Origin of the sequence: Saccharopolyspora pogona, from assembly GCF_014697215.1 — a bacterium.
GTDB lineage: Bacteria > Actinomycetota > Actinomycetes > Mycobacteriales > Pseudonocardiaceae > Saccharopolyspora > Saccharopolyspora hattusasensis.
Genome location: NZ_CP031142.1, coordinates 4,347,285 through 4,368,045 on the forward strand (window position 1 = coordinate 4,347,285; position 20,761 = coordinate 4,368,045).

Genomic DNA, 20,761 nt, shown 5'->3' on the forward strand with positions numbered 1-20,761 from the left:
GGGGGCCGGTCAGCGGGGCGGGAGGCCGTCGAGGCGGCGGGCCAGCTCCTTGTTGCCCAGTCCCTGCACCAGCAGCTCCAGGATCTCGACCTCGCGGGCGCTCAGCGACTGCTCCGGCGCGCGGCTGCGCGGCAGCAGCCGGGAGGCGATCTCCGGGGAGAGCATGGTCTTGCCCTGCGCGGCGGCCCGGATCACCTGGAACAGCTCCTCCGGTGGCCCTGCCTTGAGCAGGTGGCCGGTGGCGCCCGCGTCGATGGCGCGGGTGATGGCCGGTATCGGCGTCGTAGGTGGTCAGCACGAGGACCCGGGCGCCCAACCCCGGTGGTGGACCAGCAGCTCCGGCGCGCCGCCGACGATGGTGATCTCGACCAGGTGTGTGCCGCGCTGGCTGCCGGCGCCGACCCGGCCGCCCAGGACGACCGCCAGGACAGCGCCTTCCTGGTCACCGGGGTGACCGGCGGCGTCGGAATGCTGGAAGCGCCGCTGCCCGCGAACCCGGAATTCGCGCTGACCAACCGCTACGGCGGCACCGCGCTGATCCCGGCCGGCGAGCACGGGCACGTCGAGTACGTGCGAGCGGCGGTGAAGACCGGTATCGACGTCAACCACGTGAACGACCTCGGCTGGACCGCGCTGCTGGAAGCCGTGGTGCTGGGCGACGGGAGCGAGCGCTACCAGGAGGTCGCGCAGTTGCTCGTGAACGCGGGTGCCGACGTGAACATCCGCGACCGCAACGGCGCGACGGCTCTGCAGCACGCCGAGAGCGACGGCTACACCGAGATCGCCGAGATCCTCCGCTCGGCATCCTGATCTTGGGTGGGGGCGAGCACCTCCCGACCTCGCCCCCAACCATCCGGAGAGACCGCACCTGCTGCCAGCCGAACTGGCGGGAGGTGCTCGTCATCTCGGAAGATCAGTCGCTCGGCGACCAGCCGGTCCGGTCGGCCCAGTGCCAAGCGTTGCGGAGCCCGGTTTCGAACCACGGTTCCTTCGCGTCGGCGTAGGCGTCGTGGTTCGGGTCGTTCGCGTGCTCGGCCGAGACCTTGCGCTTGAGGGCGAGGTATTCCGCGCGGGCCGATTCGTCGGCGCGGAGCCAGTCCGGGAACACCAGCGCGACGCGTTGGCTCGCGGAACCGTCGACTCGGACGTGCAGGTTCGCGTAGCGGCCTGGATCGGCCGAGAGATGTATCCGCTTCTTCCACTGCACCGGATCCGGGGCGAAGGAGTGCGGGCTGTCGCCGCGGATCTCCGGCAACAGCGGGAAGCCGGCCTCGCCCAGCGGTTCGGCGAGCGCATCCGCGTCGTCCAGCGACCGCACCGTCAGCTGCAGGTCGATGATGTCCTTCGCGGGCAGGCCGGGCACCGAGGTCGAGCCGATATGGTCGATCCGCACCGCCTTGTCGCCCGCCGCCCGCTCGATCCGGGCGATCAGCCGTCGGGCCTGCCGCGGCCACTCCGGGTCCGGCTCGACCAGAAGCGGCGCACGCTTCGGCGGTCGCCGCCGCAGCCGGACGTTCTCCTCGAACGGCACCAGCCGGTCCTGCCACAGCGCATCGACCTGGGCGTTGATCTCCTCGACCGAACCGCTGTTGTCCAGCCAGACGTCCGCGACCGCGCGCCGCTGCTCGTCGGTGGCCTGCGCGGCGATGCGGGCGCGCGCGTCGTCCTCCGCCAGACCGCGGTCGATCAGCCGCCGCACCCGGACCGGTTCCGGCGCACCGACGATGACCACCAGGTGGTAGTTCGCCGCGTAACCGGCCTCGACCAGCAGCGGAACGTCGTGCACGACGACCGCGTCCGTGGGTGCCTGTGCGATCCGCGCGGCCGTCAGTTCGCGGATCTTGGGGTGCGTGATCGCGTTGAGGTCGGCGCGGGCGTCGCTGTCGCCGAAGACCTTCGCCGCCAACGCCGGCCGGTTCAGCGCGCCGCCGGAGTCCAGGATGTCGTCCCCGAACCGCTCGACGAGCTCGGTCAGCCCCGGAGTGCCCGGCTGCACGACCTCCCTGGCCAGCACGTCGGAGTCGACGAGCACCGCGCCGCGCTCCACCAACCGCCGAGCCACCGTCGACTTCCCCGAACCGATCCCACCGCTGAGTCCCATCAACAACACAGAACCCATCCTGCCAGCGAGACAGGACCAACCCGATGCACCCCTGGGAACAAAATCCCCGCGCGCACTTTTCGGCGCGATAGAGGCTGCTCGGGAACTCGCTGTGCGACGGTGGTGCACCTGGCGTCGCTGGCGCGAAGCGAACGGACCCTTCACGCCAATAGGAGCCTGTTGCGTTTTCGGCGAAAACGACTGAACCGAAGTACCAAATCAGTCTCGATCGCCGCCGTTTGTCCGCCAGTGGCCATCTCAGCCGTGATCGATCGATCACGGTCCGTGGTGGGCGTAATTTTGCAACAGGCTCATAGACGGCACAAACGGGCCGTTCACCTCACACCCATCATGGGTTATCCCGCGCCGCCACATCGAACGAGCCTGGAGCTCCCCCCGAAAACGGAGAACGGCCCCGCACCTCGGAAGGTGCGGGGCCGTGGTGCCTCAGCCGTTAGGCGTCAGACTCACGCACCGCCGGAGAGCTTCTCCCGCAGCGCCGCCAGCTGCGCGTCGCTGGCCAGCGAGCCGCTGTCCTGCTCGTCGGCCGAACCCGACGAGTAGTTGCCGCCGCCGCTGGTCGGCTCCTCGCCGCCACCGGCCGCGGCAGCCGCAGCGGCCTCCGCGTCGGCCTGGCGGGCCTTGGTGATCTGGGCGATGTGCTTCTCGAAGCGCGTGTGGGCCTCGGCGTACTGCCGCTCCCATTCCTCACGCTGCTTCTCGTAGCCCTCGCTCCACTCCTGGGTCTCCACGTCGAAGCCCTCGGGGTAGATGTAGTTGCCCTCGTTGTCGTACTCGGCGGCCATCCCGTACTGGGTGGGGTCGAACTCCGAGTCGGGGCTGAAGCCCTCGTTGGCCTGCTTCAGCGACAGCGAGATCCGGCGACGCTCCAGGTCGATGTCGATGACCTTGATCATCACCTCGTCGCCGACCTGGACGACCTGCTCCGGGATCTCCACGTGGCGCTCTGCCAGCTCGGAGATGTGCACCAGGCCCTCGATGCCCTCGTCGACGCGGACGAACGCACCGAAGGGCACCAGCTTGGTGACCTTGCCCGGCACGATCTGGCCGATCGCGTGGGTGCGGGCGAACTGGCGCCACGGGTCTTCCTGGGTGGCCTTCAGCGACAGCGACACGCGCTCGCGGTCCATGTCCACGTCGAGGACCTCGACGGTGACTTCCTGGCCGACCTCGACGACCTCGCTCGGGTGGTCGATGTGCTTCCAGGACAGCTCCGAGACGTGCACCAGACCGTCAACACCACCGAGGTCGACGAACGCACCGAAGTTGACGATGGAGGACACGACGCCCTTGCGGACCTGGCCCTTCTGCAGCTGGTTGAGGAACTCGCTGCGGACCTCGGACTGGGTCTGCTCCAGCCAGGCGCGGCGGGACAGGACCACATTGTTGCGGTTCTTGTCCAGCTCGATGATCTTGGCCTCGAGTTCGCGGCCCACGTAGGGCTGCAGGTCGCGGACGCGGCGCATCTCGACCAGGGAGGCCGGCAGGAAGCCGCGCAGGCCGATGTCGAGGATAAGACCGCCCTTGACGACCTCGATGACGGTGCCCTTGACCGGCTCGTCCTTCTCCTTGAGCTCCTCGATGGTGCCCCAGGCGCGCTCGTACTGGGCGCGCTTCTTGGAGAGGATCAGCCGGCCTTCCTTGTCCTCCTTCTGGAGAACGAGGGCCTCGACGAAGTCGCCGACGGTGACGACCTCGGCGGGGTCGACGTCGTGCTTGATCGACAGTTCGCGGGAGGGAATGACGCCCTCGGTCTTGTAGCCGATGTCAAGCAGCACCTCGTCGCGATCGACCTTGACGATGGTGCCCTCAACAATGTCCCCATCGTTGAAGTACTTGATGGTCTGGTCGACGGCGGCGAGGAAGTCCTCCTCCGTCCCGACGTCGTTCACTGCGACCTGCGGCTTGGTGGCGGCTGCAGTCGGGACGGTGGTGGTGTCGGTGGACATCAGGTGGGTTGCTCCGGTGCGGATAGGTTGGTCGCTGGATCTACATTGTTGCCGCGCCCCAGGTGTCCGGCCAGGGCCAGCTGACTTGCTGGACCAGGAAGTTCGACTTCTCCGGCAGACCTCCTCGGCCGGTGCGACCCGGCAGGGAAGAGCCGCCGACAGAAGACCCACGGCGCGGGCGGTATCGTACGCGCTTTCTCGATCGTCGGGCAAACTGCGGTACGCCTGAACGACCGGTCGACTCCGGGCGACGACAGTGCACACGTCCGAGCAATACCCACTATCGGCAGGGGGAATCCTTGACACGAGCCGACAAGCCGGAGAACGACGGGCTCCAGCGTATCTCGGCGGAGCACTTGTTGGGCACGGTCGGTGTGAGCAAACGCACTGTCGACGCGGCGGAATCGCGGGGCGCGAACCGGTTGTGGTGGGACGCTGACGCCGACGACTACCAAGCCGAACACGGCGCATTCCTCGGCGACAGCGATTTCATGTGGTGCCCGGAGCGGCTGCGCGAGCAGGACGCCGGGCTGCTCGGCGACGTCCGGGGCAAGCGGGTGCTGGAGGTCGGCTGCGGCGCGGCCTCGTGCTCGCGGTGGCTGGCCGACCAGGGCGCACATCCCGTCGGACTAGACATCTCGGCCGGGATGTTGCGCCACGCCGTCGCGGGCGGTGAGCGCAGCAGGACCGCCGTGCCGCTGGTGCAGGCCAGCGCGGACTGCCTGCCGTTCGCCGACGATTCCTTCGACCTGGCCTGCTCGGCGTTCGGCGGCGTGCCGTTCGTGGCCGATGCCGGAGCGGTGTTCCGGGAGGTCGCGCGGGTGCTGCGGCCGGGCGGCCGGTGGGTTTTCGCGGTGACGCACCCGATGCGGTGGGTCTTCCCCGACGATCCGGGGCCGACCGGGCTGACCGCGACCCACTCCTACTTCGACCACACCCCGTACGTGGAGATCGACGCCGACGGCCAGGCCACCTACGTGGAGCACCACCGCACGCTCGGCGACTACGTCCGCCAGTTGGCCGCCGCCGGGTTGCATCTGGTCGATCTCGTCGAACCGGAGTGGCCGGAGGGGCACACTCAGACGTGGGGACAGTGGAGCCCGCTGCGCGGACGACTCTTCCCCGGTACCGCGATCTTCGTTTGCCACCTTTGAGTAGGCACGCAGGGTGAGGAAGGTCGCCGGGAGCGGACTAGTCGCCGTCTTCTGGACCGGACTTTGATCAAAACTGGAGAGATCGAGTAGGACGCCAGGCATCGGGATGTTCCCGGTAACGGCAGTTTCAGCCTCAGGGATCACACACATACCGGCCCAGGCCGGTGTGTCACCGTTCGTACGGGGTTCCCTGAAGAAGGAACGGAACCGTAGCCACCGCCGCAGGTTGCGGAAGGATGGCCGATCGGCTGAGACTGCCCAGCCCGGACTCCAGCCCGTGCTCTTGGCACGGCGGAGAGCGAAATGTCCTACTCGAACAGCTACAGCCAACGAGTAGGAAGCAGAAGTCGTGGCGAGTGCACAGGAGTTGATGCGGGCCCAGTTCGCGCGGTTCGCCGCGCTGGATCCGCAGCTGCCGGACACCCACCACCTGCCGTCCGACGGCGAGGCGATCGTGGCCCGCACCGCCGGCGGCGGCACGGCCGCCGGGCTCGTAGCGCGCAACACCAATCCGCCGGGGTCGGCGCAGAGCCTCTGGCAGGCCGGTGAGGTGTTCGAACTCTTCCCGATCGTCGGCGAGCAGCCGCAGGCGGGCATGGACGCGCTGCTTGGGACCTGGCGCGAGTGGCTGGCGGCGCACGCCTCACCTGGCCCGAACTCGTCCTGCATGGTCGTGTGGCCGAGCCGGGACGCCGCCGCGACCAGGGCGTTCCTGGATCACGGCTTCGTTCCGCTGTCCTGCTTGGCCGTGCGCCCGACCGCGCCGGTCGCATATACGAAACTATCTGGTACCGTAAAAATACGTCGCGCCGGACCGGCCGACGTGGACGCCGTCGTCGAGCTCACGCTTTCCGAGCTCGAATTCGCCGCCCTGGTCGGCACATCGGCGTACCGACCCGACGCTCCGCAGCTGAAGCGGACCGCTGCGCACGTGCGCCTGCACTCCAGCGATCCCGTGTGGCTGGCGGAGCAGGACGGAACTCCGGTTGCGGTAGCGGAGTGCGGCTGGGTGGACACCGCTAAGTCCCCCGGCAGCTACCGGCTCCAGTCCGGCACGTGGGCGTACGTCAACTGCGTATCGGTGCAGGAGAAGCTCCGCGGAACCGGCGTCGGCCAACAACTGATGGCAACGGCGCACAACGAGTTCGCTCGCGCCGGAGCCGTCGGCAGCTTCCTGTACTACAACCCGCCCAACCCGTTGTCCTCGGTGTTCTGGCCCCGTCAGGGCTACCGGCCGCTGTGGACGATGTGGGAGGTGCGCCCGGCCACCGCGCTGCGCTGACGCTCGCCGCGGCCGGCGCACGGCCGTGCGAGAAACCAACGCCCTGGTCAAGGCTGATACCTACGGGGCCGGGCTGGCGCTGGTCTGGACCCCCATGCGCCCGAAGCCCGAACTGTCCCTCTGAGCGCTTGTCCCCAGACTCCGTGTGGCGGTGCGGGTGGCCCTGCTGCGAGGACGAAGGCTCAGAACCGAGTGCTGCAGGGGGGCCTGACCTAGCTGGGCCAGGTGAGGATTTCGCCGGTGCGGCGGTGCGACACCGCGTGGGGTCCCCCGGACTCGACACGCGCGGTCGCACCGCCCGTCGGGCGGTCCACTCCGGGCTTTCCCCACTGGCCGGCCCCGGCGAGGAAGATCCGCCGGGAGCAGAGCAGATCCCGCAGCGACAGCAGCACGCACAGCTCGTAGACGACGCGTTCGATACGCCCCTCCTTGTCCACGACTGCGTCCTGCCACTCCGGCGGCACCACATCGTCCAGCGGGATGTTCTGGTCGAAGTCGTAGAACCGGCCACGCCCCCAGCACGCGGTGTAGTCGCTGACCAGCTCGCCGAGCGCTGCCATGACCGGCCAGCAGCCCAGGTCCCGGCAGCGGAACTCCAGGCCCGCCAGCAGGAGCTTGATGATCTGCTGGTAGTAAGCGGAGTACGTGCCGCGGAGCACCGTTCGCTTGCGCCGGGCTCGCACGGCGTCGCGGGCTTCGCTGTCGCGCGTCAGCTTCCTGAGCTCCTGCTCGCTGGCGATCGGGTACAGCACTGTCCGCACTGTGTCGTCGGGGCGATCCAGGGCGGCCCGGGCCAGTTCGAGCAGGAGCACGTCCCGCGCCTGTCTCGGCCACGCGGCATCGGTGGCCTCCTGGCCGAGCCGGTGCTCCGCCCGTACCCGGATCTGGTGCAGCAGGCCGACCAGCACCCGGCCGAGTAAATCCGTGATCTCCTTGCGCCGCACCGAGCACAGCGCGCTCAACAGGGTCACGCGGACCGCTCGTGGATGCGCCCTGAGCTCCGCGGAACCCGCGCTGGCCGCCCGCGCGCACCACGCCTCCACGAGTTCCGCCGGAACGTCGTCGAAGAGATCGGACGGCAGGCGCAAGGCCTGCACCGCGGTCTGCTTGCCGATCTCCTTGAGGAGCGCGCCCAGCCAGACGTGGTCGGCGTTGCTCTCCTCCAACTTGACCAGCAGGTCGGTTGGCAACCCCAAGGCCTGCAGCGACATGAGGCTTTCGATCTCCAGGAGCAATTTCTTCAGGTTCATCGAACCCACCTCGGATCGCAGTTCGGCGAGCGACCATTCCTGGTGCTCCTCCGAACCTGCGAGCAAGGTTTCCAACTGGTCCGCCGAATCGCCCATTCGATCCGCGATGCTGTGGCACTGCAGCATCTCGAAGTCCTGCAGCGCGCGACTCGCCACCTGCCGGGCCAGGTTCGGCTCCGGCGGCTCGACCTCCTTCGCGCGGCAGTGCGCGATCAGCGCGGTGGCCAACTTGTCCCGACCCAGCCCCGCCCGGCCCGTCTCGTCGGTCAGCCAAGCCAACCACTGCCGCTCATCGCCCAGGTCCACCGGGCACCTGAGCACATCAACTATCTGCCCCTGGAGGAGCTCAACCGTGTCCTTCGTGAACTCCGAGGCGGCCAAATCCACCTTCACAGTTCCCCCACCCCATGCCAGCAGCACGGAATTGTCCCCAATGAGCGGAACCGTAGTACTCAGGTGCAAAACACGAATGAGCGAATACGCATACGAAGCTCCCGGTGGCGCAGAGCGACAAGAACCTGACGTCCCCTCGCGTTTTTCGGGGCACTCCCAGCGCAGCGTTCGGGGCCGTGAGTGTTCGGGGTCGCCATGGCAACGGAACACTCACGGCCTGTGCTCACGTCGCGGCCGGCTGCAGCCGGATAGCGACCTCCATGCCGCTCGCATCGCCGGTCTCGTCGAGCCGCCCGATCTGGGCGCATCGGCACGAGGTTCAGGTCTGCCCCACGCCGCTGCGCTTCGGCCAGCAGCACGATAACGGCCGGGTGCACCACCGGGTCGACGACCGGGACGTCTTCATCGTGCCGCCGGCCCACCACGAGCTCCAACCCTGCCCGAACTTGCCCTCGCGCGACAGTCCACCCGGAAATCGCCCAGCCCGCCGACACGGCCCGGGCGACCGCCCAGCAACACAGCACCTCGGCTTCGTCCTCAGTGGACCCGGACCGCATCGACGAGCAGAACGGCGCGATCGGCGCGTTGTCCTCCGCCGCCAACGCCTGCCACAACGCGGCGAACACCGCGTTCGCGTGTTCAGTCGCGCCCTCGTCGTCATCGTCGACCACCGGCAGCAGCACCACACCCACCCAGTGCTGCGCGGTGTCCTGCCGCGCTCGGCTCTCTTCGAGCACCGCGGCCGCTTCCCGGCGGCCGAGCAACGCCCGCTCGACCTCCGCCAGCCCGATGCCGGCCGCGCGCAACGCCTTCAGCCGGACCGCCAGCTCCAGCTGGCTCGCCGTGTAGCACCGGTAGTTCGACCACGGGTCCACCGCGGCCGGCTTCAGCAGACCCTGCTTGTCGCAGACCCGCAGCGCCTTCGCACTCAGGCCGGTCAGCTGCGCGAAATCCCCAATGCCGAGCATGGATCCAGTCTGGACCTTGCCCCAGGGGCAGAATCCAATCCGCTAATCGGCGGGAGACACCTCGACGGGCTCGTCGTAGCGGGCGATCTCGATCAGGTTGCCGTCCGGGTCGCGCAGGTACAGCGAGGTGATCGAGCCCTCCGCGCCGATCCGGCTGACCGGGCCTTCCTCGATGCGCACCTCGTTGGCGCGCAGGTGCTCCTGGACCTCGGAGAGCGCGTTGGCCGTGACGAAGCACAGGTTGGCCGAGCCAGGCACCGGGTGCGTCGCGGTCGGCTCCACCAGTTCGCTGGCCGCGTGCAGCTTGATCGTCTGCCGACCGAAGCTCACCGCTCGGCGCTCGCCTGGGAACGCCACCGGCGTCATGCCGAGGATCTGCTCGTAGAACTCCACTGCCCGATCGACATCGGCGACGGTGAGGACCAGGTGGTCGACTCTGTCGATGCTGATCATGCTCCTCCTCGGGGTTGACGCGGAAGCGGATTCGGGGGTGTCCGCGCCCCACCGTTGCCGGGCCCGCACGCATGCGTCCGGGCCCGGCAACGCGTACGGCAGGCTATAGGCACCGATCCAACGCGCGTTCGGGCGGGGCCACCCGACGGTGATGTCCGCCATTCAAAAGGGTTGCACCGACCCGACTCCGGTGAGTGACCACTTCGTGACTGCCCCGCAACGCAATTTCAACGGTTCCCGCCGAATTCGGCGGACCTCAGTGCGCGGCGGCGTCCCAGGAGCGGCCGACGCCGACGGAGACCTCCAGCGGCACGTCCAGCTGGTAGGCCGAACCCATCTGCTCGCGCACCAGCTTCTCCACCTCAGCCCGCTCGTCGGCGGCGACCTCGATGATCAGTTCGTCGTGCACCTGCAGCAGCATCCGCGAGCGCATGTCGTTGTCCCGCAACGCCCGGTGCACGCCCAGCATCGCGACCTTGATGATGTCGGCCGCGCTGCCCTGGATCGGCGCGTTGAGCGCCATCCGCTCCGCCATCTCCCGCCGCTGCCGGTTGTCGCTGGTCAGGTCCGGCAAGTAGCGGCGGCGTCCCAGGATCGTCGAGGTGTAGCCGTCCTTGCGCGCCTGGTCCACGACCTCCCGCAGGTAGTCGCGGACGCGGCCGAAGCGGGCGAAGTAGGCGTCCATCTGCGCCTTCGCGTCCTCGGCGGAGATCCGCAGCTGCTGCGCCAACCCGTAGGCCGACAGGCCGTAGGCCAGCCCGTAGGACATCGCCTTGACCCGGCGACGCAGCTCCTGGCCGACCTCGCCGATCGGCACCCCGAAGGCCCGGGAGGCGACGTAGTTGTGCAGGTCCTCGCCGGTGCGGAAGGCCTCGATGAGCCCCTCGTCGCCGGAGAGGTGCGCCATGATGCGCATCTCGATCTGGCTGTAGTCGGCGGTCATCAGCTCGGCGTAACCGTCGCCGACGACGAAGACCTCCCGGATCCGGCGGCCCTCCTCGGTGCGGATCGGGATGTTCTGCAGGTTCGGGTCCGTCGAGGACAGCCGGCCGGTCGCCGCGATGGTCTGGTTCAGCGTGGTGTGGATCCGCCCGTCGTCCGAAATGGACTTCACCAGACCGTCTACAGTGGTCTTCAGCCGGGTGGCGTCGCGGTGCTCCAGCAGGTGCTGCAGGAACGGGTGCTCGGTCTTCTCGTACAGCGTCTGCAGCGCCTCGGCGTCGGTGGTGTAACCGGTCTTGGTGCGCTTGGTCTTCGGCATGTCCAGCTCGTCGAAGAGCACCACCTGCAGCTGCTTCGGCGAGCCGAGGTTGATCTCCTTGCCGATCACGCCGTAGGCGTCCTGCGCGGCCTGCTTGACCCGGGCCGCGAAGCGCGCACCCAGCTCGGCCAGCTGCTCCGAGTCGACCGCGATGCCCGCGCCCTCCAGCTTGCTTAGCACCACCAGCAGCGGCAGCTCCAGGTCGGTGAGCAGCCCGCGGCTGTCGATGCGGTCCAGCTCCGCGTCCAGCGCGTCGGCCAGCTCGGCCACCGCGCGCGCCTTCACCAGCTCGGTCGAGGCGGCCTTCTCCTTGGTCTCCGCCTCGTCCTCCAGCAGCGACAGCTGCCCGTCGTCGTCGCCTTGCTCCGCGCGCAGCTCGCGCTGCAGGTAGCGGACCACCAGGTCCGGCAGCTCGAAGGACCGCTGCCCGGGCCGCACCAGGTAGGCCGCCAGTGCGGTGTCGCTGGTCAGGCCCGCCATCGTCCAGCCTCGGTCGCGGATGGCGTGCAGCGGCCCCTTGACGTCGTGCGCCGCCTTCGTCGTCGCCGGGTCCGCCAGCCAGGCCGCCAGCGCCTGCTCGTCCTCCGCGGTCAGGGCCGTGACGTCGACGAACGCCCCGTTGCCGTCGGCGGTGGCCAGTGCGATACCGGTCAGGTCGCCGTGCCCCCGGGCCCACTGCCCGGTGAAGGCCAGCCCCACCCGGTTGCCGTTGCGGGCGTGCTTGTCCAGCCACCCCGCCAGCTGGCCGGGCTGCACGACGCCGCCGGAGATCTCGAAGCCCTCCTCGACCTCCGGCTCGGCGCTGGACAGCGTCGCGAACAGCCGGTCGCGCAGCACCCGGAACTCCAGGTCGTCGAACAGCCGGTGCACCGCGTCGCGGTCCCAGGCCCGCACCGCCAGCTCGGCCGGCGTCGACTCCAACGGGACGTCGCGGACCAGCTCGGTCAGCTGCCGGTTGAGCAGCACCGACGCCAGGTGCTCGCGCAGCGCCTCACCGGCCTTGCCCTTGACCTCGTCGACTCGGTCCACCAGATCGGCCAGCGAACCGAACTGCTGGATCCACTTGGTGACGGTCTTCTCCCCAACCCCCGGGATCTTCGGCAGGTTATCCGACGGGTCGCCGCGCAGCGCCGCGAAGTCCGGGTACTGCTGCGGCGTCAGGCCGTATTTGTCCTCGACGGCCTGCGGCGTGAAGCGGGTGAGCTCCGAAACGCCCTTCGTCGGGTACAGCACGGTGACTTCGTCGGTGACCAACTGCAGCGCGTCCCGGTCACCGGTGCAGATCGAGACCTTGAAGTCCGCCGCGGTGGCCTGCGTGGTCAGCGTCGCGATGACGTCGTCGGCCTCGTAGCTCTCCTTGCTCAGCACCGGGATGTTCAGTGCGCCGAGGACATCCTGGATCAGGCTGACCTGGCCGCGGAACTCGTCCGGCGTGGCGCTGCGGTTGGCCTTGTACTCGGTGAAGGTCTCGCTGCGGAAGGTCTTGCGGGAGACGTCGAAGGCGACCGCGAGGTGCGTGGGCTGCTCGTCGCGGAGCAGGTTGATCAGCATCGAGGTGAAGCCGTAGACCGCGTTGGTGTGCTGGCCCGTGCCGGTCTGGAAGTTCTCCTTCGGGAGGGCGTAGAAGGCGCGGTAGGCCATCGAGTGGCCGTCGATGAGCAGCAGGCGTCGGTCCTCGGAATGCATCACGGCGGCGAGTCTAGGCTGAAGCTCCGACAGCTTGTACCCGAGGCGACGGGAGGGCCCCGGCGTGACTTCGCTTAACGACGGTGAGGCGATGACCAGCGACAACGACCTGTTTGGCGCGGTGATGAACGACGCCGGCGAGCAGCTCACCGAGCGGATGGGCATCGAAATCGTCGAATGGGACCCCGATCGGGTGGTCGCCACGATGCCGGTCGCGGGCAACCGCCAGCCCTACGGTCTGCTGCACGGCGGCGCGAACGCGGTGCTGGCCGAGACCCTCGGCTCCATCGCCGCCGCCCTGCACGCGGGCGCGGACCGGATCGCGGTCGGGCTCGAGTTGTCCTGCACCCACCACCGCGCGGCCACCGAGGGCGTGGTCACCGGCGTCGCGACGCCCGTGCACCGGGGCCGCTCGACGGCGACCTTCGACATCGTGATCACGGACCAGAAGGATCGGCGCACCTGCTCGGCGCGGCTGACCTGCGTCCTGCGCGACCAGCCCCCGGGACAGTGACTCCGTCACCCGCGGAAGCTGTCCAGCAACAGCCTTAACGCCGGCCCCGCCGGGCCCGGCGGCACCACCAGCGACGCGTGCTCTCGACGCCGCCAGCGGACGAATCGCGACGTGCTGGGCCGGTGGCAGGTCACCGGCGCGGTAGAACCGGTCCACGATGCGGTGGGGTCGGTCGCGATGTCGGCGAGCGTGCCCTGCAGGTGCGTAAACGGCGGCCCGACCGGAAGTTCGGCTCCTGCGTCGCGCAGCACCGTGGTGATCAGGTCGCGGAACGGCGGGTTGGCGTCGCGGGCTGCGAGGCGCAGCGGCAACTCGGCGATCTGCTCCGGGCGCAGGACGTCCTCGTCGGCCAACGGGTGCCACGCGGGAACCACCGCGCATACCGGGTCCGTCCAGAGCGGGAGGAGTTCCAGCTCTGCGGCCGACGACATGGCCCGCACGAGGGCGGCATCCAGTTCCGGGCTGGCCGACAGCAGCGCGACCGGAGGCTTCACCGGCGCCAACCTGATCCGCATTTTGGCGGGCGGGGACGGGGCCCACCCGCACATCCACGAGAAGTCCGCCGAGGTGTGCTACGTCCTGGAAGGCGCAATGGAGATCCTGCTGGACGACCGGATCGAGACCGTCGGCAAGGGCGGTTTCGTGGTGTTACCGCCCGGCATGCCGCACGCGTTCGCGGCGCCCGAGGACTCCGCCGCGGAGATCTTCATCTACATCACGCCCGGCGTCGAGCGGTTCGAGTTCTTCCGCCTGCTGCAGCGAATCACTCGCGAGGCGGAACCGGAGTCGGCGCCGGAGGCGATCCAGGACCGGTACGACGAGCGCTTCACCCGTGTGGGACGCCGCCGGTCATATTGAGCTTCCCGGCGTCGGCCGCTGACCTGCGGCCCACGCCGGGGGGCGAACTAGGAGAGGTTCTCCAGCACCGCCTGGGCGACTGCCTTCATCGTGGTGCGGCGGTCCATCGCGGTCCGCTGCAGCCAGCGGAACGACTCAGGCTCCGAGAGGTTGTGCTTGTTCATCAGCAGGCCCTTGGCCCGCTCGATGGTCTTGCGCGCCTCCAGACGCTCGGTCAGGTCGGCGACCTCCGCCTCCAGCGCCTGCACCTCGGCGAACCGGGACACCGCCAGTTCGATGGCCGGCACCAGGTCGCGCTTGGCGAACGGCTTCACCAGGTAGGCCATCGCGCCCGCGTCCCGCGCCCGCTCGACGAGCTCGCGCTGGCTGAAAGCCGTCAGGATCACCACCGGCGCGATCCGCTCGCCGGCGATGTTGGAGGCGGCCTCGATGCCGTCCATTTTCGGCATCTTGACGTCCAGGATCACCAGGTCCGGGCGCAGCTCCTCGGCGAGCCGGACGGCCTCCTGCCCGTCCCCGGCCTCGCCGACGACTTGGTAACCCTCCTCGCGGAGCATCTCCACCAGGTCAAGCCTGATCAACGCCTCGTCCTCGGCCACAAGTACGCGACGTTCGACGGGCTTGGCCTCCCGTGTGTCCTCGGCAGCCGGCGTCGTCACCGGGATCCTCCAAAACTCGGGTCCGCCGATGCGGTCTGCATCGGAAACCGCAGCTTACCGGCTACAACTTCACACCGAGGTAAACACGGGACGTGACCATTGCGACATCAGGTCGATCAAGCCTTCGCCACCCGGCGCCGCACGAACAGCACGTAGACCAGCAGGATCCCGGCGAGGCTGACCAAACTCAGCGTGAGCTGCGAACGGACCTCCTCGATGGCACCCATGGCGACCACCACCACGACGATCACGACCAACGTGGCCCACGTCAAGTAGGGGAAAAGCCACATCTTCAACTTCAGCCGCTCCGGCGCCTCCTGCTCCAACCGCCGGCGCATCCGGAGCTGCGAGAGCGCGATCATCCCGTAGATGAACAGCGCGACCGCCCCGGCGGAGTTGATGATGAAGTAGAAGATCGTGTCCGGCGAGACGTAACTCGCCGCAACAGCGACGTAACCGACCAATGTGGACAGCAGGATCGCCTTCCACGGCACGCCGCGGCGATTGATGTCGCGCACCCAGCTCGGCGCGAAACCCCGCCGCTGCAAGGCGAAGAGCATCCGGGAGGAGGTGTAGAGCCCGGAGTTGAGCACCGAGATCACGGCGGTGAACACGACCACGTTCACCACGACCTCCGCGGCGGGCAATCCGAACCGGGCGAAAGCCGCGGCGTACGGGCTGCCTTCGGTAGGGATCTCCTGCCACGGCGTGATCATGACCAGCAGGGTCACCGAACCGACGTAGAACAGCAGCACCCGCCACACGACCGCCTTGGTCGCCTTGGCGACCGCCCGCTCCGGCTCGTTCGACTCCGCGGACACGATGGTCACGATCTCCGTGCCGAAGTAGGAGAAGACCACGATGACCACGCCGTGCAGCACGGCGAAGCCGCCGTTGGCGACGAACCCGTCGAGCGCGATATTGCCGACCGAGAACTCGGCGCCCGGCCAGAGCCCGAGCACGAAAACCGTCCCGCACACCAGGAAGATCACGATCGTGATGACCTTGATGGACGCCAGCCAGAACTCGGTCTCGCCGAACGACCGCACCGAAACGAGGTTCGTGGCGGTGAGCAACAACATCAGCAACAGCGAGATGACCCACTGCGGCACGACGGGCACCAACGGGTTGAGCAACTCGGCGCCGACGACGGCCTCGAAGGCGACCACGCCGACCCAGTAGTACCAGTACAACCAGCCGATGGTGAACCCCGCCCAGTTGCCCAACGAGGTCCGCGCGTACTCCATGAACGACCCGAGCGTCGGCGCCGCCGTCGCCATCTCGCCGAGTATCCGCATCACGAGCACGACGATCAATCCGCCGACCGCGTACGACAGCACGGCCGCGGGCCCGACGGTGGAGATCACCGCCCCGCTACCGATGAACAGGCTGGCGCCGATGATGCCGCCGAGCGCGATCATCTGGAGGTGGCGGTTCTTCAGGCTCCGCCGCAGCCCGGCGTCCTCGGCACCGCCCGCAGCGGACTCGACCTTGGTTTCGTCGACCATCGCGACCCCCCGTGTTCGACCAGGCACCCGGAGTAGACGCTGTGAACCTAACTCGCGAAGATCGCCACTACCAAGGTCCCGAACCGGGACAAACCACGCGATGACGCGACGCACACCCCTGACGGAAGCGGTTGATCACGAGTCGCGTATGCTTATCGGGCAAGCCCCCGTAGCCCAATCGGCAGAGGCAGCGGACTCAAAATCCGTCCAGTGTGCGTTCGAGTCGCACCGGGGGCACGTACAGCATCCACACAAGCCACACCTGCCTCTTGAGCAGGCATTTCTTGTGTAGTGATCATGGTTTCGTTGATCCTTTCTGCCGCTTCGGCAATGGCCGGTAGTTCGTCGGCGGGGAGCTTGATCGTGATGCCTGCTTCGTCTGTGCCCTCGCTTAGGCGGACGGTGAGCTGGGTGACCTCGAACAGCCGCCGGAGAAGCGGCTCGGGCGCGTGGGTGAGATTCAACGCCAGATGGGGCAGCGCGTCGAGTAGGGCGGCGTCGTCGGCACTGGGCCTGCCTGGTTCGGCTCCGTCAGCGACGTCCAGCTCAGTGACGGCGGCAAGGGTGGCGTTCTTCTGGGCTTCCAGTTCGTTGTAGCTGCCGCGTAGGCCCTTGGTGAAGGGGTCGTCGGGATCTCCATCTTGTGCTTGCCTGAGGATTGAGTTCTGGCGACGTGCGATGTCGGCGAGGGCCCGTTGCAGGCGTTCACGTTCGGCTTGGCGTTGGCGGGTGGCTCGATCGTCCACACCGTGGAGGTCGGCGGCCAGGATTTCGCGGCGCTGGGCGCCGAACACGCGGTCAGCGAAGAATCGGGACACGGCATGCAGCACGGCGTCTTCCCGGATGTAGATGGCCTTCGGGTGCCCCACGTAGTTGTCCGGGCGGCCCCGGTTATTGTTGCGCGGATTGCACATGTAGTAGGCGCGGTTGTGCCTGTGGTTACCGAACATTCGTCGTCCGCACTCGCAGAACACCATCCCCCGCAATACGTATGTACGCCGCGTCTGCGGGTGGACGTTCTTGTCGTTGCTGTCGCGAGAGCCTCGCTTGGCTTGTCGGCGGGCGATCATCTCGTCGAACATCCACTTCGGAATCAATGGCTCATGCGTTGGTTCTGGCGACCATACCCACTTGATCGGGTCGTTGACCTTGCCGCGTTTCGACCGCGACGCGCGCCGGTTGAACACCTGGTACCCGGTGTATTTGGGGTTGCGTAGGACCTCGTACACGCTGGTCTTGCCCCACGCCCCGCGTGCCCGCTCTTTTCCCGGCGGTACCGGCGGCGGGTACTTGGCGGGGTCGGCGTTGAGTCGTTCGGCGATAGTGTCGTAACCGAGTTGCTCGTGGTATCGCCACTTCGCAATCTGTACCACGGTCTCTGCGCGCGATCCGTCCGGTTCCAGCCTGGTCTTGGTCTGGCCCTTGTCGGCCTTGGTCGGATTGGGATGGCGGTAGGTCTTGGCCTTGTAGCCATACGGCGGCTTGCCGATATTCCAGCCTTCACGGACATGGGTGCACAGTCCACCCCAGGACTGTTCAAGTGTGTTGATCACCTCGTACTCGGCGATCGACTGGTTGATCCGGCGCTGCAAGATCCGCTGGGCGCGGCTGCCGCCGAGACTGATCGGCTCGTTGGAGGCGAACAGCGGCACGTCCGCTTTCTCCAGCTCGCGTTCGACGGAGAGTCCTTCGTAGGCACGGCGGGCGACGCGGGAGATGCTTTCGCAGATCACCACGTCGAACCTGCGTCCAGGGTGCTGCGCTTCATCGAGCAGGTCGGCGATGCCGCCGTCGCGGGCGATGGGGATATCGAACCGTTCGTAATTCTCCCCGTGGCCGCGTTGGTCCAGTTCCAAGCGACCGGACTCGACGTCGTAGAAGTGCGCGACGATGACCCAGGATTCCGGGATCGGAGTTTTGCAGTTACCCAGCTGGCGCAGCAGCGACTGGCGCGGGTCCTGCTGATCCTCGGTCGACGTGCGGCCAAGGAAGGCCACCCGTACCTCGTCGCGCAGCAGGGCCGTCGTGGACATTCCCAGCGGGGACACCGCGTAGTCCGACAGGCCCGACGGTCCCGAAGCCCTGACCGGCATCGTGGCCGAGACCTCGGTCGTACGCCGCAGGACCGCCGGCGCCGGAGGATTCGGATTCACTTCCGGCTCCTCATCAGTGGTCACTATGAACCTCCATCGTCATCAGACTTTCGCCCGATACGTGTTCTGCGCCTATTCCAGGGCACCGGATACAGTCGGATTGTCCTGCGTATTCACTCGAAATCGGTATCGTCCACCCTGATGAAACAGTTGAAAAACCCTTCCACCGCAACGTTTCTACTGACTACGATACCGTCCACCGACATGGTCATGCGAGGATTTATGCTGCCGTTGCTGCTTTTTCGGGTGAATTTCCAGGTCCGAATTCTCGGTTTTTAGTCCGTATCGTGGATCACGCCGCTGTGGTTACGTCGGGATCACCGGCGTGACGGTCCTCCTCCAGCTACTGGGTTCTGGCCCAGCGCAGCAGGTCTCCGATGGCATCGGCGAGTTCACCGCGCAGCTTCTCGCCTTCTGACCCGCCGACCCGGGTCACGTGGCCTGTGAAGTGGCGGTCGTCGCCGCGTGTGCGTTTCTGGTCGTGCTGCCAAACCGTTTGGCCAGGGACAATTTTTGGCAGGTTTTCGATGTGGTCGTCGGGGGCTGTGCGGGGCAGCGGGATGATCGACGCGGCATCGTCATCCCCACGCGACGGGTCGTCGAGTCCGTCCGGAGTGTGGTGGTGGGGGTACATGGTGATACCTCCTGCCCGCGACGCCCACACGTGGGTGGGCCGGGATCGCGGGTGCTGGTCGGCAGCAGGGGCAACCGTCGACACAGCGGACACACACCAACCAGGTCACCCGCAACCCTTACCCGGTGGGCTTGATCGGGTTGCGGGCACGCGCCATGACGCGCGCTGTGGTGGCTGGCGGTGTCGGCGTACTACGGCCGGTGGGCTTCGACTCCCCGACTGCCATTCGGCACCCGTCGGGGCCAGCAATCACCGGGCCGACTGGACTTCCTAGTTGTCCTACCGAGACATGCTCCGAGAACAATGAGACACGTACCGAGACCGCAGTCTCGCCATTCTCAATCGCAGTCTCGGCATGGTCTCGCCAGGCGAGACCATGCCGGACGGTCGACGCGGGAGTCCAGATTCAACACAGAGGATTCATACGATCCGCTGCTAGTACTCGTCATGAAGGCCGTCGTCGTAGAGCATCACCTCGGCATCCAGGCCGCCTCCTCGCGTGTCGTGTATCGGTGGGTCCGCGGGCGCGGTAGCGGGTGGCCGGATTTCGGCCAGTCCCACAAGTTCCCGGTCCATGGGGTCGAAGGCGGCCTCGCTGTAGGGCTGCCCCAGCCACGGTGCATGCGGCTCGATGTATGGACCTCGCTGCGGCAACTCCGCCAACCGGTAGCGCCGCTGCACTGTGTCGCCCGTCCCTGGGTTCCACAACGCCCACACCGGGCCGGCTGGGCTGTCGAGATGCGCCTGGTCTCGCGGGGTGGTGGCAATCGCCAGCGGCGGAGGTGCGGTACCGACCGCTCGCTGGAGCGCCTGCCGCAGCGCGAGTTCCCGTCTCGCCGAGTGGACCGAGAACAGCAGGATGCCAAAGGAATCAGTCGGAAACGTGCCGTAGTCGGCGATCTTGCGCGTGACCTTCGACAGCGTCTCGGTGCCTGTGTCGTATTCGAGGAAGAACCGCACCCAACGCCCGCGCTCGGCCCAGCAGCCGTATCCATCCGGACGCAGCTTCACCGTGCTGTTCCAGAAAAACCCGGTGCACCGCTGTTCCGACCACCACTGCCTCAACCCGCACGCGTCCACATCGCTGCCGCTGCTCGTGGCCTCGCCCGCGTCGTTGCGGGCATACCCCGCCAGGTCGCAGAAGAATCCGTTGACACCGAGCTGGTGGTCGAGCTGGGGCCACCACGCCAGCCGTTCCAGCATCCGCTGATGCGCGGGCCGCGTCGGTGGTTTCTCGGCACGCTGTGCGGCAATGGCGCGTGCTCCCAGGTAACCGAGCGCGAACCGCGTCTGACTGGTGCCGCCATCGCGGTAAGACTCACGGAAACTGAACAACACGCCCAGCCTGCGCAACTGCGCCAGCCGATCCTGCGCGCGACGCAACGACGCGAACTCCGCCGTCGCGATCTGCTGAGTGGTCAGCACCTTGTGCTCCCCCAGCAGACCCAGAATTCGACGGTCCCGATCAGTCAGCCGGAACCAGACCGAGGCATCCGGCTCGCCCGCACGAGCCCCACGTCCACGTTTCCCTGCATGGGAATGCTTCAAATAAGTATTCAGTCGGCCATCTTCCCGACTACCCACAGACTGCCGCTGACCAGCGCCCTTGTTGACACCGGCATCGGCGTCCGGGCCGGCGTTTCCAGAGACGCGGGCTTGCGCCGGGCCAAACGCCGAACAAGCCGCTGCCCCATCCGCCGCGTCATCCATGCTGGTCGCGCGACGGTCAGTCTCGTTGTGTCTGCGCTCAGCCATGATCACCATCCATCGGGCTAGGGACCCTGTACGCCACTGAAGTCCGAAAAAACGGCCCCCACCGGACAACGATCATGAGAAATGTGACCAATGACACAATTGAGATAGGGCAGCGCAGTCGCCAGGTGATCGGCGACACCGAGAAGGTCACCGGCCAAACGT

18 protein-coding genes, 1 tRNA gene and 1 pseudogene are annotated in these 20,761 nt (G+C 67.6%); 7 read left to right on the top strand and 13 right to left on the bottom strand.

What is annotated here, in order from left to right:
- Window positions 1–9 precede the first annotated feature (9 nt).
- The gene (locus DL519_RS46895) at window positions 10–195 is read right to left on the bottom strand and encodes a LuxR C-terminal-related transcriptional regulator (protein WP_223839297.1); all 186 of its coding nucleotides are present in this window, start codon (window positions 193–195) and stop codon (window positions 10–12) included.
- 126 nt (window positions 196–321) lie between these two features.
- Here DL519_RS46895 and DL519_RS19805 point away from each other — a divergent pair, with 126 nt between their 5' ends.
- Complete coding sequence (locus DL519_RS19805; RefSeq protein ID WP_223839298.1) at window positions 322–810, top strand: ankyrin repeat domain-containing protein; 489 nt, start codon at window positions 322–324, stop codon at window positions 808–810.
- Between the two features lie 103 nt (window positions 811–913).
- Here DL519_RS19805 and coaE read toward each other — a convergent pair whose 3' ends face one another.
- Both coaE and rpsA read right to left on the bottom strand, forming a co-directional pair.
- Window positions 914–2,110, bottom strand: coding sequence for a dephospho-CoA kinase (gene coaE / locus DL519_RS19810; RefSeq protein WP_190816962.1), 1,197 nt, complete (start codon window positions 2,108–2,110; stop codon window positions 914–916).
- A 458-nt stretch (window positions 2,111–2,568) separates the two neighbouring features.
- The gene (gene rpsA, locus DL519_RS19815; protein WP_190816964.1) at window positions 2,569–4,071 is read right to left on the bottom strand and encodes a 30S ribosomal protein S1; all 1,503 of its coding nucleotides are present in this window, start codon (window positions 4,069–4,071) and stop codon (window positions 2,569–2,571) included.
- 299 nt (window positions 4,072–4,370) lie between these two features.
- Between rpsA and DL519_RS19820 the strand changes: the two genes are divergently transcribed.
- Window positions 4,371–5,225, top strand: coding sequence for a class I SAM-dependent methyltransferase (locus DL519_RS19820; RefSeq protein ID WP_190816966.1), 855 nt, complete (start codon window positions 4,371–4,373; stop codon window positions 5,223–5,225).
- 349 nt (window positions 5,226–5,574) lie between these two features.
- Window positions 5,575–6,507 (top strand): GNAT family N-acetyltransferase, encoded by a 933-nt coding sequence (locus DL519_RS19825; protein WP_190816967.1) that lies wholly within the window; start codon window positions 5,575–5,577, stop codon window positions 6,505–6,507.
- Window positions 6,508–6,719: 212 nt separating this feature from the next.
- Here the strand turns inward: DL519_RS19825 and DL519_RS19830 are convergent, their stop codons facing one another.
- The 4 genes from DL519_RS19830 to polA form a co-directional block, all read right to left on the bottom strand.
- Window positions 6,720–8,150 (bottom strand): hypothetical protein, encoded by a 1,431-nt coding sequence (locus DL519_RS19830; RefSeq protein ID WP_190816969.1) that lies wholly within the window; start codon window positions 8,148–8,150, stop codon window positions 6,720–6,722.
- A 59-nt stretch (window positions 8,151–8,209) separates the two neighbouring features.
- A complete protein-coding gene (locus DL519_RS19835) occupies window positions 8,210–9,118 on the bottom strand; it encodes a MerR family DNA-binding transcriptional regulator (RefSeq protein ID WP_223839299.1) in 909 nt (302 codons plus the stop codon).
- Window positions 9,119–9,160: 42 nt separating this feature from the next.
- Complete coding sequence (locus DL519_RS19840) at window positions 9,161–9,571, bottom strand: VOC family protein (protein WP_190816971.1); 411 nt, start codon at window positions 9,569–9,571, stop codon at window positions 9,161–9,163.
- 256 nt (window positions 9,572–9,827) lie between these two features.
- Window positions 9,828–12,518 (bottom strand): DNA polymerase I, encoded by a 2,691-nt coding sequence (gene polA / locus DL519_RS19845; RefSeq protein ID WP_190824089.1) that lies wholly within the window; start codon window positions 12,516–12,518, stop codon window positions 9,828–9,830.
- A gap of 91 nt (window positions 12,519–12,609) precedes the next feature.
- On the opposite strand from polA, the gene DL519_RS19850 reads away from it, so the two are divergent.
- Window positions 12,610–13,032, top strand: coding sequence for a PaaI family thioesterase (locus DL519_RS19850; RefSeq protein WP_190824090.1), 423 nt, complete (start codon window positions 12,610–12,612; stop codon window positions 13,030–13,032).
- Between the two features lie 5 nt (window positions 13,033–13,037).
- On the opposite strand, the gene DL519_RS19855 is transcribed toward DL519_RS19850, so the two are convergent.
- Complete coding sequence (locus tag DL519_RS19855; protein WP_190816973.1) at window positions 13,038–13,463, bottom strand: LysR substrate-binding domain-containing protein; 426 nt, start codon at window positions 13,461–13,463, stop codon at window positions 13,038–13,040.
- Between DL519_RS19855 and DL519_RS19860 the strand changes: the two genes are divergently transcribed.
- Window positions 13,462–13,890 carry a cupin domain-containing protein gene (locus DL519_RS19860; protein ID WP_190816975.1) on the top strand — a complete coding sequence of 143 codons (429 nt, stop codon included), beginning with the start codon at window positions 13,462–13,464 and terminating at the stop codon, window positions 13,888–13,890. The genes DL519_RS19855 and DL519_RS19860 overlap by 2 nt on opposite strands.
- Before the next feature lie 47 nt (window positions 13,891–13,937).
- Here DL519_RS19860 and DL519_RS19865 read toward each other — a convergent pair whose 3' ends face one another.
- Window positions 13,938–14,549, bottom strand: coding sequence for an ANTAR domain-containing response regulator (locus tag DL519_RS19865; RefSeq protein WP_190816977.1), 612 nt, complete (start codon window positions 14,547–14,549; stop codon window positions 13,938–13,940).
- A gap of 116 nt (window positions 14,550–14,665) precedes the next feature.
- The gene (locus DL519_RS19870) at window positions 14,666–16,057 is read right to left on the bottom strand and encodes an amino acid permease (protein ID WP_190816979.1); all 1,392 of its coding nucleotides are present in this window, start codon (window positions 16,055–16,057) and stop codon (window positions 14,666–14,668) included.
- A 163-nt stretch (window positions 16,058–16,220) separates the two neighbouring features.
- Between DL519_RS19870 and DL519_RS19875 the strand changes: the two genes are divergently transcribed.
- Window positions 16,221–16,294, top strand: a tRNA-Leu gene (locus DL519_RS19875).
- A 635-nt stretch (window positions 16,295–16,929) separates the two neighbouring features.
- Here the strand turns inward: DL519_RS19875 and DL519_RS50205 are convergent.
- Window positions 16,930–17,610: pseudogene (locus tag DL519_RS50205) on the bottom strand (recombinase family protein); the annotation flags it as partial.
- Between DL519_RS50205 and DL519_RS46905 the strand changes: the two are divergent.
- Window positions 17,503–18,489: a hypothetical protein gene (locus tag DL519_RS46905; RefSeq protein ID WP_223839301.1), complete on the top strand. Its 987-nt coding sequence runs from the start codon at window positions 17,503–17,505 to the stop codon at window positions 18,487–18,489. The pseudogene DL519_RS50205 and the gene DL519_RS46905 sit on opposite strands and share 108 nt — an antisense overlap.
- Window positions 18,490–18,553: 64 nt before the next feature.
- Here DL519_RS46905 and DL519_RS19885 read toward each other — a convergent pair whose 3' ends face one another.
- Window positions 18,554–18,844: a hypothetical protein gene (locus DL519_RS19885; RefSeq protein ID WP_190816982.1), complete on the bottom strand. Its 291-nt coding sequence runs from the start codon at window positions 18,842–18,844 to the stop codon at window positions 18,554–18,556.
- Between the two features lie 435 nt (window positions 18,845–19,279).
- Window positions 19,280–20,317, bottom strand: a complete 1,038-nt coding sequence (locus DL519_RS19890) for a replication-relaxation family protein (protein WP_223840326.1) — start codon at window positions 20,315–20,317, stop codon at window positions 19,280–19,282.
- Between the last annotated feature and the right edge of the window lie 444 nt (window positions 20,318–20,761).